Here is a 14381-nt window from a genome sequence, read left to right on the forward strand (position 1 = left end):
GAAGATCGTCAGTGCGTCGATGTAACGGCGATATTTCGCCGCGTAAAAACCCAAATTCCCTCTTGACCGGAATCGAGGCGGTGCTACAACCTTGTGCAATCGATCCCAAACCAACCCCCACGAGGTCGAGAACCGCATGGACCGCGACGACGTCACCTGGCACGGCTACTGGCCGGCCGCCCCCACACCCTTCACCGCCGACGGGCTCCTCGACGAGGATGCCTGGCGCGCGCTCCTGCGCCTGTACGCCGAGCAGGGAGTGCACGGGGTCCTGGTCAACGGGAGCACCGGAGAGTGGTTCAGCCAGAGCGCCGACGAGCGCCGCCGGGTCGTCGAGATCGCGGTGGACGAGGTCGCCGGCCGCTTCCCCGTGATCGCCGGCGTCACCGCCTACACCCCGGACGAGGCGATCGCCCTGGCCCGCCACGCCGCCGAGGCGGGCGCCGACGGGCTGCTCGCCACGCCCCCGCCGTACGTCCACCCGGGGCCGGACGAGATCGTGCACTTCTACGACCGCGTCAGCTCGGCCACCGCCCTGCCGTTCATGGTCTACAACTGGCCGCGCGGCGTCGCCGTGGACATCTCCGCCCATCCTGGGCTGGCCGCGCGGCTGGCGGACCTGGACAACGTCGTCGCCATCAAGGACAGCACCGGCGACTGGCTGCGCATGCTCGGCACGGTCGAGGCGGTCAGCGACCGGGTCCGGGTGTTCGGCAGCTTCCTGCACCGGCGCGGCCTGGCCGTGCTCATGGAGCTCGGCGGCGACGGCAACATCGACGGCGGCGGCATGGGCGCCCCGTTCGCCGTCCCCTACTACGAGGCGGTCGCCGCCCGCGACGCCGGCACCGCCCGCGCCTGGGCCGACCGCTACACCGCGCTGTCCTCGCGGCTGATCAACCCCGACTACAGCGGCGTGTTCGGCTCCCCCATCGCCCAGCTCAAGGCCGCCATGCGGCTGCTCGGCCAGCCGGGCGGCCACGTACGGCCGCCGCTGCTGCCGATCGAGGACGAGACGAGGCTGCGCGCGATCGACGCCGTGCTCACCGAGTCGGGCCTGAAGGCCGCGCTGGGAGCCCGGGGATGAGCGCGAAGGCGCCGGCCACCCCGAGCACGGTCACCTTCGAGGTGAACGGCCGGCCGGTGAACGCCGTCAAGGGCGTCAGCCTGGCCGCCGCGCTCGTCGGCGACCGCGTCTGGACCTTCCGCCGCAACCCGGTCAGCGACGAGCCGCGCGGCCCGTTCTGCGGCATGGGGATCTGCCTGGAGTGCGAGGTGACCGTGGACGGGCGTCCCGGCGTACGGGCCTGCCTGACCCCGGTGCGGCCCGGCATGCGCGTCGAGACGGCCGGCACGGAGGAACGCCCATGACCAGGCACGAGGAGCGGGACGTCGTGATCGTCGGCGGCGGCCCCGCCGGGCTCGCCGCGGCCCGCCGGCTCGCGGCCGCGGGACTGCGCGTGACCGTCCTGGACGAGCAGCCCGAGCTGGGCGGCCAGTACTTCCGCCGGCCGGCCCCCGAGGTCGCCCGCGTCTGGGGCGAGCACCGCCCCGAGGGCCGCCGCCTGGTCGAGGCCGTACGCGCGGCGGGCGTCGAGTGCCGCACCGGCCACCTGGTGTGGGGCGTCGACGACGACGGCCGCACGCTGCTGGTCTCCGACCCCGCCGAGCACCCGGTGCGCCTGCGCGGCCGGTACGTGATCGTCGCCACCGGCGCCTACGAACGCCCCTTCCCCTTCCCCGGCTGGCAGCTGCCCGGCGTGACCACGCCCGGCTTCGCCCAGCACCTGGCCGCCGCCGACCACACGCCGATCGGCGAGCGCGTGCTGCTGGCCGGCTCTGGACCGTTCCTTCTTCCCGTCGCCTGCTCGCTGCTGGCACTCGGCGTGAACGTCGCCGGGATCGCCGAGGCCGGCCACCCCTACCGGCCCGGCCTGCGGGCGCTCGGCGCCGTACGGCATCCCGCGCGGCTGCGCGAGCTGGCCGGTTACGCCGCCCGCCTGGCCCGCGCCCGCGTGCCGCTCTGGCAGGACACCGTGGTCGTGCGCGCCGACGGCGGCGAGCGCGTCACGTCCGTGACGCTGGCCGCCACCGCCGCTCCCACGCGGGCGGTGCGCACGGTCGCCGTGGACGCACTCTGCGTCGGCTACGGGTTCCGCCCGCAGTCCGACCTGGCCAGGATGCTGGGCTGCGCGGTGCGTACGGACCCGGCGACCGGCGACGCGACGCCGGTCCTCACCGCCTCCGGCCGCTCCACCCGCGACGACGTGTACGTCATCGGCGAGGCGGCCGGCATCGGCGGCGCGCCCATCGCGGCGGCCCGGGGCCTCACGGCCGCTCTCGACATCCTCGCCCGCGAGGGACACGACGTGCCCGCCGCCGAGCTGCGGCGGCCGGCCAGGGCCGGACGCCGCCTGGAACGCTTCAAGAAGCTGACCGACGCCCTCTACCCGGCTCCGGCCGAGCTGGCGAGGCTGCTGCCGGCCACGCTGCCGGACGCCGCCACGCTGTGCCGCTGCGAGGCGGTCACCGCGGGCGAGGTCCGCAGGGTCGCCCGGACCACCGCCGGCGACGTCAACGCCACCAAGGCGTGGACCCGCGCGGGCATGGGCCCCTGCCAGGGCCGCGAGTGCGGCTTCGCCGTCTCCGCCGTGGCCAGGACGTCCCCGGACGTCTTCCCGTCCCGCCTCCCGGTCCGCCCCGTCCCGGTGACGACCCTCCTGGAAATGGCCCGTACGGAAGCGACCCGTACGGAAGTGGCCCCGACGGAAGCGACCCGGGCAGGAGCGGCCCGGCCTGAAGCCGCCCGGCCCGAACCTGTCGGGCCTGAGCCGGCCGGCGAAGGGGAGGCCGCGTGACGACCGCCGACGTGGTGATCATCGGCGCCGGCGTGCTCGGCGCGTCGGCCGCCAGCCGGCTCGCCCGCGACGGCCACCGGGTCGTGGTGCTGGAACGCGGCGCCCCCGGCCGCGAGGGCTCGGGCACCACCGCGGGCAACCTGCACGTGCAGGCGGTCCACACCCGGCGGCCCGGCCAGGCCGTCCCCCTGGACAGCGCCCGCTTCACGCCGCTGCAGCGCGCCGCGAGCGACCTGTGGCAGGACGTCGAGGACGACCTGGACGCCTCGGTCGAGCTGCGCCGCAGCGGCGGCTTCACCGTCGCCGAGACCCCCGCCCAGGTACGCGAGCTGCACGACAAGCAGGCGTGGGAGCACGCGGCGGGCATCACCACCGAGATCCTCGACGGCGACGCGGCCCGCGCCGCGCTGCCCCAGCTCGGTCCGAGCGTCGCCGCCGCCACCTGGTGCCCGCTCGACGGCTACGCCAACCCGCTGAAGGTCACCCCGGCCTACCTGGCCGACGCGGTGCGGCACGGCGCCGAGCTGGTGCCGTTCGCGCCGGTCACCGGCGTCGCCCGCGACGGCGGCGGCTGGCGGGTGACGGCCGGCGCCCGTCAGGTGGTGGCGCCGGTGGTGATCGACGTGGCCGGGCCGTGGCTGCACCGGATCGCCGCGCTGGCGGGGATCACGCTCGACCTGGCCCCGGTGGCGATCCAGATGCACGCCACCGTCCGCTCCCCCGCCGGGCTGCCGCACCTGGTGCAGCACATCGGCGAGGGCCTGTCGGTCAAGCAGGTCAGCGCGGGCAACCTGCTGGTCGGCGGCGGCTGGCCGGCCCGCCGGCTGGACCTCGACGGCCGCAGCGACGCGGGCGTGGACAGCATGGTGGGCAACCTGGCGCTGGCCGTGCGGATCCTGCCGTTCGTACGCGGGCTGCGCCTGCTGCGGGCGTGGGCCGGGCCGCTCGCCGCCACCCCCGACGAGATGCCGGTGATCGGCGAGGTGCCGGGCAGCCCGGGGTTCCTCGTCGCGGGCGGCACGTACGCCTTCACCTTCGCCCCCTTGTGGGCGGAGACCCTGCGCCGCCTCGTGGCCGGCGCCGAGCCGCCCGTGGACATCTCCGACCTGGGACCGGAGCGGCTCATGCAAGACCTCCCCGAGAAGAAGAGATGAGGAGACAGGTGACAGCGACAGACGGGCGAGCGCCCGCGAACGAGCCGGTGTGGCTGTCCGGCGGGCACGTCGTGGACGTGCGGTCGGGCAAGGTCCGGCGCGACACCAACGTCGTCGTGCGCGGCGGGCGGATCGACCGGATCACCGCCGACGCCCCGCCTCCCGGGGCGCGGACCGTGCGGCTGGGCGGACGCTACCTGCTGCCCGGGCTGATCTCGGTGCACACGCACCTGTCGGTGGTCTACCCGTTCTCGGCCACCGACGAGGCGGAGGACTCCGGCATCACGGCGCTGCGCGCCCTGTCGCGTGCCCGTGACGCGCTCTACGCGGGCGTCACCACCATCCGCTCCGTGCACGAGCAGAACCGCGCCGACCTCCTCGTCCGCACCGCCGCCGGCCAGGGTTGGGTGGAGGCGCCGCGGATCGTGGGCGCCGGCCGCGCCATCTCCACGACCGGCGGCCACGGGCACGGCAGCGCCTGCGTCTACGCCGACGGCTATGACTCCTTCCTGCGGGCCGCCCGCGCCGAGCTGGCCGCCGGCGCCGACCTCATCAAGATCTTCATCACCGGCGGCATCGCCCACCAGGGCGAGTCGTTCACCGGCGCGCAGATGACGATCGACGAGATGCGTGCCGTGGTCCGCGCCGCCGAGGAGCACAACACGTACGTGACCGCCCACGCCGGCGCCGGCTCGGCCATCCGCGAGGCGCTCAGCGCGGGCGTGCGCGGCTACGAGCACGCCTACGAGCTCGACGCCGACACCGCCCGGCAGATGGCGGCCCAGCGGGTGTACCTGACGCCGACGCTGTGCGTGACCCGCTGCCCCGAGTGGATGGCCGAGCACTCCTTCACCCCCTGGCAGATCGAGCGGGCCCTGGAGGTCGGCCCCGGCCACCTGGCCAGCATCCGCACCGCCATCGCGGCCGGCGTCGCCGACCCCGACGACCCGGAGAGGCCGGGCATCACGTTCCTGGCCGGCACCGACTACCCGCCCGGTGAGCCGATCGAGGACACGGTCGTCGCGGTCCGGGAGATGGAGTTCCTGGCCGAGGCCGGGCTCAGCACCGAGCAGGCGCTGCGCTCCGGCACCCTCGAAGCGGCCCGGCTGGTCGGCCTGCAGGGGCAGGCCGGCGCCGTCGAGGAGGGCCACCTCGCCGACCTCATCGTCACCGAGCGCGACCCGCTGAGCGACCTGTCCGCGCTGCGCCGGATCGCCTTCGTCATGCAGGCCGGGCGGATCGTCCGCGACGACCTGCCCGCCGTTCCCGACACCCACCCCACGGAGGGCGCCCAGTGAGCCAGGACCCCGGCCGCACCCGCTTCGCCGTCGACATCGGCGGCACGTTCGTCGACGCCATCTCCTACGACGACGCCACCGGCGAGCTGCGGCTGCACAAGGCCTCCACCACCCCCGACGCCCCCGCGCGCGGCGTGCTCGACGCCGTCGGCGGGCTCGCCGGCCGGCTGGACGACGTGGAGGCGTTCGTCCACGGCACCACGCTCGGGCTCAACGCGATCCTGCAGCGGCGCGGCGCCGACGTCGGGATCATCACCAACGAGGGCTTCCGCGACCTGCTGGAGATCGCCCGCGCCAACGTGCCCGCCCAGTACATGTACGACTTCTCCTACGCCCCGCCGCCGCCCTTGGTCCCCCGCCGCCACCGCACCGGCGTGCCGGGCCGCATCGACGCCCAGGGCACGGTGATCGAGCCGCTGGACGAGGACGCGGTCCGCGAGGCCGGACGGCTGCTGGTGGAGGAGCACGGCCTGCGCTCGCTGGCCGTCTGCTTCCTGCACTCCTACGCCAACCCCGAGCACGAGCGGCTGGCGGCGCGCATCCTGCGCGAGGCCTACCCCGAGGTGTCGGTCTCGACCTCGACCGACATCACCCGCGAGTACCGCGAGTACGAGCGCACCAGCACCGTCACCCTCGACGCCTACATCCGGCCGGTGCTCAACGACTACATCGCCACGCTGGAGTCGCGGCTGAACGACGCCGGGCTGACCCACCCGCTGCACATCATGCGCTCGGGCGGCGGCGCGATGACCTCCGAGCTGGCCCGGCAGGCGCCGCTGATGACGGTGCTGTCCGGACCGGCGGGCGGCGTCGTCGGCGCCTCCTTCCTGGCCCGCGAGCAGAACCTGGCCAAGGTGATCACGTTCGACGTGGGCGGCACGAGCCTGGACTGCTGCGTGATCGAGGACGGCGAGCCCGGCGAGGTGCACGAGGCCGGCATCGACGGCTTCCCGCTGCTCATCCCGATCTTCGACATCCGCACCGTCGGCGCCGGCGGCGGCTCCATCGCCTGGATCGACGAGGGCCTGCTGAAGGTCGGCCCGCACAGCGCCGGCGCGGTGCCGGGCCCGGTCGCCTACCGGGCGGGCGGCACCGAGCCGACCGTGACCGACGTGGCGCTCGTCCTCGGCTACCTCGACCCGTCGGGGTTCCTGGACGGCGACATGACGATCGACGCCGACGCCGCCCGCGCCGCCGTCGCGGCCAAGCTGGCCGAGCCGCTCGGCGTGGACGTGACCAGGGCCGCGGCCAGCGTCTTCCAGGTGCTGCTGGCCCGCACGGTGGGCGCGCTGCGCGAGATCACCGTGGAGCGGGCGCTGGACCCGCGCGAGTTCGCGCTGCTGGCCTTCGGCGGGGCGGGGCCGCTGCTGGCGCCCATGCTGGCCCGCGAGATGGGCATCGCGACCACGATCGTGCCGCAGGTGCCGGCCGCGTTCTCGGCCTTCGGCATGCTGATGTCGGACCTGGAGTACGAGTTCGCCACCACCGTCCTGCGCCCCCTCAGCGACGAGACGCTGGCCGGGCTGGAGGAGGCGTTCGCCGAGCTGGAGGGCCAGGGCGAGGAGGTGCTGTCCGCGCAGGGCGTCAAGCCCGAGGACCGCACCCTGATCCGCCGCCTGGACGTGCGCTACCACGGCCAGGAGCACAGCCTCGGCATCGACCTGGTGCCCGGCGACACCGCGGCCACCGTCCTCGACCGCTTCAGCCGGCAGCACGAGGCCCGCTACGGCCACGCCATGCCGGAGCCCGGCCAGATCCTGACGCTGCGGGTGCGCGCGGTCGGCCGGCTGTCCAAGCCGGGCCTGCGCGAGCTGCCGCCCGCCGCCAGCGCCGCCCCGGAGCCGGTCGGCGAGCGCCCGGCGTTCGACGTCGCCTCCGGCGAGACGGTCGCCTTCCCGGTGTACGCGCGCGCCGCCCTGGGCGCCGGCCACGAGGTGAGCGGGCCGGCCATCGTGGAGGAAGGCACCTCCACCACGGTCATCTTCGGTGACCAGCAGCTCACCGTCGACCGATACGGGCAACTGGTGATCACGGGAGGCCAGGCATGAGCACGGGCGAGCGGCTGGACGGCGCCACCGTCGAGGTGATCAGGAACTACCTGGTCTCGGTGGGCGAGCAGATGCGCCGCACCCTGGTGCGGGCGGCGTTCAACCCGGTCATCTACGAGGTGCTCGACTTCGGCATCTCGATCTACAACGCCGACCTCGACCTGACCGCCGAGGCGGCCGGCATCACGTCCTTCCTGGGCGCCAACGACTACGCCATCGTCAAGGGCGTGGAGTACGTCGGCCGCGACAACCTCGCGCCCGGCGACGTCTACCTGCTGAACTACCCGTACTGGAGCGGCGCCCACTCCTACGACGCGATGCTGTTCGCGCCGGTGTTCCGCGACGGGCACGACGGCCCGGCGGCCTACCTGGCGGTCCGCGCGCACTGGATGGACCTGGGCGCCAAGGCCCCCGGCTACGTCCTGGACTCCACCGACATGCACCAGGAAGGCCTGATCTTCCCGGGCACGAAGATCGTCAGCCGGGGAGAGGTGGTGCGCGACATCATCGAGCTGATCCGCTTCAACTCGCGCCTGCCCGACCTGACCATCGGCGACTTCCACGCCCAGCTCGCGGCGCTGCGCACCGGCGAGAACCGGCTGGCCCAGGTGTGGGAGAAGTTCGGCGGCGACACCGTGGACCAGGCCATCAGGCAGATCATCGAGCACGGCGAGCGGGTCGCCCGCAAGGCCGTGGCCGCCCTGCCCGACGGGTCGTGGACGGCCGCGGACTACTGCGACGACGACGGCATCACCGACGACCTCATCCGCATGGAGGTCAAGGTCACCATCGACGGCGACCGCATGGAGGTCGACTTCAACGGCTCAGACGGCGCCGTGCTCGGCCCGGTCAACCTGCCGATCGGCGCCACCGAGAGCCTGGCCAAGGCCACGTTCAAGGAGCTGACGACGGCGCGCGAGCCGTCCAACGCCGGCCACTACCGGGCGCTGACCGTCAAGGCCGACCCCGGCAACTTCTTCAACGCCCAGTACCCGGTGGCCACGTTCACGCAGTGGAGCGGCATCGTCGCCTTCGAGCTGCTGCACAAGGCGCTGGCGCAGGTGCTCGACGACATCCCGGCGTCCTCCGGCGGCGACGAGCCCGGCTTCATGGCGCTCGGCCACGACCCGCGTACCGGGTCGGACTTCGTCATCAGCAACAACGAGGGCATCGGCTGGGGCGCGCACAAGGACCACGACGGCGCCAACGCCCAGCAGCACCCGTCGCAGAGCGTCGTGCGCAACACCCCGATCGAGGTCCTGGAGCACAAGTCGACCGTCTTCCACGAGCGGCTCGAACTGATCCCCGACTCCGGCGGGGCCGGCCGCCACCGCGGCGGCGTCGGCGTGCTGCGGCAGGTCCGCTACCTCGCCGACGGCGAGGTGCTGTCGATGAAGAAGAAGAGCAAGACCCGCCCCTGGGCGCTGGACGGCGGCCAGGAGCCCGAGCCGAGCGAGATGGTGCTCTGGCCGGGCACCGACCGGGCCAAGCGGGTCGGCATGTACCGGGCGGCGATGCGGGCGGGGGACCGCTTCGTCAACCGCACCGCGGGCGGCGGCGGCTACGGCGACCCGCTCGACCGCGACCCGGCCGCCGTGGTCGCCGACGTGCTCGACGGCTACGTCAGCGCGCAGGCGGCGGAGCGGGTCTACGGCGTCGTCGTGGACCCCTCCGGCGCCTGGCGGCCCACGCCCGCCAGGGCGTCGCGATCGGCCGCCCCGGGTTCCTGACCGCGTCCCGCGCCGGCCCCCGCTGCGGGGCCCGGCGCGGGACCCGGCCACCGGGCACGGCACGCCGCCGTGACCAGGAGCAGGTGTTCGCCGCAACGGCGTACTCATGAAGGGTAGAAGATCCATGTCCCACCCCATCCCCCCACCGGCGGGCCGGTCCCGCCGGGTCCGTCCCTCGCGCCTGGTCGCGGCCGCCGTGGCCGCCACCCTCGCCCTCACCGCGTGCGGCGGCGGCTCCGCCGCCGGCGGCGGCACGGACGCCCGCAAGCAGACGCTGATCATCGCCGAGAACGAGCCCCCGGCCACCTTCGACCCCGTCCAGGCGGACAACTCCACCGTGGACGAGGTGGCCGTGCCCGCCTACGACACGCTGCTGCGCTACGAGGGCAGCGAGCTGTCGCCGTCGGTCGCCACCGAGTGGAAGTTCAACGACGACGGCACCGCGCTCGACCTCACCCTCCGCGACGACGTCACCTTCCACGACGGCAGCAAGCTGACCGCCGCCGACGTGAAGTACACCCTGGACCGCATCGCCCGGCTCGGCATCGGCGTCGCCTCCCTGGTGAAGGCCTACGACTCCACCGAGGTCACGGACGACACCCACGCCACGATCAAGCTGAAGCAGCCGTACGCGCCGTTCGCCTCCGCCCTCACCCGCGTCTACCTGCTCAACTCCAAGCTCGTCACCGCCAACGCCGGCGGCGACGACGGCCAGAAGTGGCTCGCCTCCAACGACGCCGGGTCGGGCCCCTACAAGCTGACCGGCTACACCGCCAACCAGGAGGCCCGCTTCACCCGCCACGACGGCTACTGGGGCGGCTTCACCAACCAGGCCAAGGACGTGGTGTTCCGCTACCTGCCGCAGGCCGCCACCCAGAAGACGGCGCTGGCCTCCGGCGACATCGACATCGCCATGGACATCGCGCCCACCGACTGGGCGGGCATGGAAAGCTCCGGGTTCACCGTCGACAAGGCCGACACCAACGTGCAGCTGTACGTGTTCGCCAAGATGAAGGACTCGCCGCTGTCGAACCCGAAGCTGCGTGAGGCCATCAGCCACGCCTACGACTACGACCAGCACATCAGCGCCATCCTCAAGGGCGCCGGCAAGAAGGCCGTCGGCGTGCTGCCGAGCGGCATGACCTGCTTCGACTCCTCCACCCCGCAGCCGGCCCGCGACGTGGCCAAGGCCAAGCAGATCCTCGCCGACGCCGGGCTGAGCGGCGTCAAGCTCACCATGACGTACCTGAAGGCCACCGCCGAGATGGAGCAGGCCGCCACCCTGCTGCAGTCCAACCTGGCCGAGATCGGCGTCACCCTCAACCTCGAGGCCATCACCTACCCGCAGTACGTGGACCGCATGAAGACCAACGAGACCACGCCCGACCTCGGCATGATCTACGGCTTCCCGGCCTACCCGGACCCGGACGCGGTGCTGTACGTGCAGTTCCACTCCACCTTCATCAACAACGGCCAGAACAGCGGCGGCTACGACAACCCCGAGGTCGACAAGCTCGTCGAGCAGGGCCAGCGCGCGACGGACGACAGCGAGCGGTGCGCCGCCTACGGCAAGGCCCAGCAGCTCATCGCCGCCGACCACTACGCGATCAACATGTCGAACGCGCAGTACGTGACGGTCCTGCGCAAGGGCCTGACCGGCTACACCTACCAGCCGGCCCACCACCAGACCGTGGACGTCTACAAGGTCCAGGTCGGCTGAGCCACCCGCACGAGGAGGGACCCCGCATGGCCCGTCTGCTGCTCCGGCGGCTCGTCACGAGCGTCGTCGTGCTGCTCGGCCTTGCCGTCGTCACGTTCCTGATGACCCAGGTGCTGCCCGGCGACCCCGCCCGGGCAGCGGCCGGGCGCAACGCGACGGCCGAGCAGGTCGCCGCCGTCGCCGCCCGGCTGGGCCTGGACCGGCCGCTGTGGGACCAGTTCCTGGCCTACATGGGGCGGCTGCTCCAGGGGGATCTCGGGACGTCGGTGTTCACCCAGCGGCCGGTGCTGGAGGATGTCGCGGCCATGCTGCCCTCCTCGGTGGAGCTGGTCCTCGCCGCCATGGTGATCAACATCGCGGTGGCGGTGCCCCTGGGCACCTACGCCGCCTGGCGCAACGGCCGGGCGGCGGACGCCGCCGCCCGGCTCATCACCCTGCTGGGCGCGGCCATGCCGGTCTTCTGGCTCGGCCTGATGCTCCAGCTCCTGTTCGCCGCCCAGCTCAGGGTGCTGCCCCTCACCGGGCAGCTCTCCTTCGGCAAGCAGGTGCCCGCCATCACCGGCATGACGTCGGTGGACGCGCTGCTCGGCGGCGACCTGGCGGCCTTCGGCGACGCCGTCGCGCACCTGGTGCTGCCGGCGATCACGCTCGCCGCGTCGTTCGTGGCGGTGGTGGCGAGGACGGTGCGCTCCTCGATGCTCACCGCGCTCAGCTCCGACTACATCCAGCTCGCCCGCGCCACCGGCGCGTCGGAGCTGCGCGTGGTGGTGCTGCACGGCCTGCGCAACGCGCTGGTGCCGGCCAGCACCATCCTCGGCATGCAGCTCGGCTGGATGCTCGGCTCCACCGTCCTGGTCGAGTCCGTCTTCGGCAGGACCGGCATCGGCGCCTACGCGGTGACCGCGGTCCTGCAGAACGACCTGTACGCCGTGATCGGCACCGTTCTCGTGATCGGAGTGGTCTTCGTGCTGGCGAACATCGCCGTCGACCTCGTCCAGCTCTGGCTCAACCCGCGGCTGCGCCATACCGGCGGCCGCGCCCGCCGGACGGCCAGGACGGAGGTGCCCGCATGAGCGCCACCACGACCGGGATCGCCACCGGGGTGGCGGCCCGGATCCGGCACCGGGTGCCCTTCGTGGAGGGCGCCGCACTGGCGGTGGCCGTCGTCGTCGTCGCGATGGCGGCCGTCGGGCCGCTCGTCGCGCCGCACGACCCGTACGCGGTGAACCTGACCGACGCGCTGCTGCCGCCCTCGGCCGAGCACTGGTTCGGCACCGACGCCAACGGCCGGGACGTGCTGAGCCGCGTCCTTCACGGCGCCCGCGTCACCCTGCCCGCCACGCTGGTCGTCATCGCCGCCTCCACCGTGATCGGCGTGCTGATCGGCACCGTCGCCGCGCTCGGCGGCAAGGTCGTCGACGAGGTGCTGATGCGCATCACCGACATCGGCCTGTCGCTGCCGGCGATCATCCTGGCCCTCGGGCTGTCGGCCGCGCTCGGGCCCGGCCTGTCCTCCGCCGTCATCGCCCTGTCGGTCACCTGGTGGCCCGGCTACGCCCGCCTGGCCCGCACGCTGGTGCGCGAGGTCAAGGACGCCGAGTACGTCGACGCGGCCCGCGTCCTGGGCGTCCCCCAGGGCCGGCTGATCTTCCGGCACATCCTGCCCAACGCGCTCAACACCCTCTACGTGCAGACGACCGTGGACGTCGGCGCGGTGATGCTGGTGATCTCCGGCCTGTCCTTCATCGGCGTGGGCGCCCAGGTGCCCTCCGCCGAGTGGGGCGCGATGATCGCCGGCGAGGCCAACAACCTCACCAACGCCTGGTGGGCCGTCGCCTTCCCTGGCCTGGCCCTGCTGCTGACCGCCCTGGCCTTCAACCTGGTGGGCGACTGGCTGCGGGTGCGCAACGACCCGACGATCCGCCGGGAGGCACGATGAGCACCGATCCCCTGCTGCGCGTCCGCGACCTGCGGGTGTCCTACCCGACGCCGGCGGGCCCCGCGCAGGTCGTCCACGGCGTCGACCTCGACCTCGCCCCCGGCGAACGGGTCGCCCTCGTCGGCGAGTCCGGATCCGGCAAGTCCGTCACGGCCCGCGCCGTGCTCCGCCTCGACCCCGACGCGCGCCTGTCCGGCCGGATCGAGCTGGAGGGCGTCGACCTGCTGAAGCTGCCGCCGCGCAGGATGCGCGAGATCCGCGGCGGCCGCGTCGGCCTGGTCTTCCAGGACCCGCTCGCCTCGCTCAACCCCGTCATGACGATCGGCCGCCAGGTCATGCAGCCGCTCCTCATCCGCGGCGTGCCCAGGAAGGTCGCCCGCCGCCGCGCCGTCGACCTGCTCGAACGGCTCGGCGTGCGCGACGCCGAGCACCGCGCCGACGACTACCCGCACCAGTTCTCCGGCGGCATGCGGCAGCGCGTCGTGATCGCCATCGCGGTCATCGCCGAGCCCGCCCTGCTCATCGCCGACGAACCCACGACCGCGCTGGACGTACGCGTCCAGGCCCGCGTGCTGGAGCTGCTGCGCGAGCTGGCCGACGAGCGCGGCATGTCCATCCTGCTCATCACCCACGACCTGGGCATCGTCGCCGGGTTCGCCCAGCGGGCGGTCGTGATGCGCCACGGCCGGCCCGTCGAGACCGGCACCGTCGAGCAGATCTACACCGCGCCCCGCGACCCGTACACCAAGGCGCTGCTGGCCGCCGTCCCCCGCATCGGCGGCGACGTCACCCGGCCGCTCGCCGTCATCGGCGCCGCCGGCGAGGAGAAGGAGGGATCGTGAGCGAGCCGCTGCTCCAGGTCCGCGACCTGGTCAAGACGTTCGGCGGGCGGCCCGTCCTCGCCGGCGTCTCCTTCGACGTGGCGCCGGGCGAGGTCCTCGGCCTGGTCGGGGAGTCCGGGTCCGGCAAGTCCACCACCGCCCGCTGCGTCACCCGCCTCACCCGCCCCGACAGCGGCCAGATCCTGCTCGGCGGCCGGGACGTGCTGGCCGCCGGGCGGCGCGAGCTGCGGGCGCTGCGCGCCGACATGCAGATGGTCTTCCAGGACCCGTACGCGTCGCTGAACCCGCGCATGACCGTGGCCGAGCTCATCGGCGAGCCGCTGCTCGTGCACGGGCTGGAGCCGGACCGGCGGCGCCGCCGCGAGCGGGCCGCCGAGCTGCTGGAGACGGTCGGGATGACGGCCGAGCACCTGGACCGCCACCCGCGCTCGTTCTCCGGCGGGCAGCGCCAGCGCATCTCCATCGCCCGCGCGCTCGCGGTGGAGCCGCGGCTGCTCATCTGCGACGAACCGGTCTCCTCGCTGGACGTCTCGGTCCAGGCCCAGGTGCTGAACCTGCTGCGCGACCTGCGCGAACGGCTGGGCCTGTCGATCCTGTTCATCGCCCACGACCTGGCGGTCGTCTACTACCTGTGCGACCGGGTCGCCGTCATGCTGGGCGGCGAGCTCGCCGAGATCGGCACCCGCGAGCAGATCTACGGCGACCCCGCACACCCCTACACCCGCTCGCTGCTCGACGCCGTGCCCGTCCCGGACCCGGCGCTCGCCCGGCAGCGTCCCTCCAGCACCTGAAGGA

The 14381-nt window shown here is 73.6% G+C and carries 12 protein-coding genes; all 12 read left to right on the forward strand.

What is annotated here, in order from left to right; all coding sequences use genetic code 11:
* Nucleotides 1-136 precede the first annotated feature (136 nt).
* The 12 genes from BMW85_RS24250 (at nt 137) to BMW85_RS51295 (ending at nt 14377) form a co-directional block, all read left to right on the forward strand.
* A complete protein-coding gene (locus BMW85_RS24250) occupies nt 137-1084 on the forward strand; it encodes a dihydrodipicolinate synthase family protein (RefSeq protein ID WP_091085452.1) in 948 nt (315 codons plus the stop codon).
* Nucleotides 1081-1368, forward strand: coding sequence for a (2Fe-2S)-binding protein (locus BMW85_RS24255; RefSeq protein WP_091085455.1), 288 nt, complete (start codon nt 1081-1083; stop codon nt 1366-1368). The genes BMW85_RS24250 and BMW85_RS24255 overlap by 4 nt, the downstream gene beginning before the upstream one ends.
* Nucleotides 1365-2855 carry an FAD/NAD(P)-dependent oxidoreductase gene (locus BMW85_RS24260; RefSeq protein ID WP_091085457.1) on the forward strand — a complete coding sequence of 497 codons (1491 nt, stop codon included), beginning with the start codon at nt 1365-1367 and terminating at the stop codon, nt 2853-2855. Before BMW85_RS24255 ends, BMW85_RS24260 begins: the two co-directional genes overlap by 4 nt.
* Nucleotides 2852-4009 carry an NAD(P)/FAD-dependent oxidoreductase gene (locus tag BMW85_RS24265; RefSeq protein WP_218155911.1) on the forward strand — a complete coding sequence of 386 codons (1158 nt, stop codon included), beginning with the start codon at nt 2852-2854 and terminating at the stop codon, nt 4007-4009. Before BMW85_RS24260 ends, BMW85_RS24265 begins: the two co-directional genes overlap by 4 nt.
* An 8-nt stretch (nt 4010-4017) precedes the next feature.
* Nucleotides 4018-5307, forward strand: a complete 1290-nt coding sequence (locus BMW85_RS24270; RefSeq protein WP_177240858.1) for an amidohydrolase family protein — start codon at nt 4018-4020, stop codon at nt 5305-5307.
* Nucleotides 5304-7355: a hydantoinase/oxoprolinase family protein gene (locus tag BMW85_RS24275; RefSeq protein ID WP_091085462.1), complete on the forward strand. Its 2052-nt coding sequence runs from the start codon at nt 5304-5306 to the stop codon at nt 7353-7355. The genes BMW85_RS24270 and BMW85_RS24275 overlap by 4 nt, the downstream gene beginning before the upstream one ends.
* Nucleotides 7352-9085, forward strand: coding sequence for a hydantoinase B/oxoprolinase family protein (locus BMW85_RS24280; RefSeq protein WP_091085465.1), 1734 nt, complete (start codon nt 7352-7354; stop codon nt 9083-9085). The genes BMW85_RS24275 and BMW85_RS24280 overlap by 4 nt, the downstream gene beginning before the upstream one ends.
* Before the next feature lie 124 nt (nt 9086-9209).
* Nucleotides 9210-10805, forward strand: coding sequence for an ABC transporter substrate-binding protein (locus BMW85_RS24285; RefSeq protein WP_177240859.1), 1596 nt, complete (start codon nt 9210-9212; stop codon nt 10803-10805).
* Nucleotides 10806-10831: 26 nt separating this feature from the next.
* A complete protein-coding gene (locus BMW85_RS24290) occupies nt 10832-11878 on the forward strand; it encodes an ABC transporter permease (RefSeq protein WP_091085469.1) in 1047 nt (348 codons plus the stop codon).
* Nucleotides 11875-12744 carry an ABC transporter permease gene (locus BMW85_RS24295; protein ID WP_091085472.1) on the forward strand — a complete coding sequence of 290 codons (870 nt, stop codon included), beginning with the start codon at nt 11875-11877 and terminating at the stop codon, nt 12742-12744. Before BMW85_RS24290 ends, BMW85_RS24295 begins: the two co-directional genes overlap by 4 nt.
* Complete coding sequence (locus BMW85_RS51290; RefSeq protein ID WP_091085474.1) at nt 12741-13586, forward strand: ABC transporter ATP-binding protein; 846 nt, start codon at nt 12741-12743, stop codon at nt 13584-13586. The genes BMW85_RS24295 and BMW85_RS51290 overlap by 4 nt, the downstream gene beginning before the upstream one ends.
* Entirely contained in the window at nt 13583-14377 is a 795-nt protein-coding gene (locus BMW85_RS51295; protein WP_245775034.1) for an ATP-binding cassette domain-containing protein, read from the forward strand. Before BMW85_RS51290 ends, BMW85_RS51295 begins: the two co-directional genes overlap by 4 nt.
* Nucleotides 14378-14381: the final 4 nt, after the last annotated feature.

This window comes from Nonomuraea wenchangensis, from assembly GCF_900111685.1.
GTDB classification, from domain to species: domain Bacteria; phylum Actinomycetota; class Actinomycetes; order Streptosporangiales; family Streptosporangiaceae; genus Nonomuraea; species Nonomuraea wenchangensis.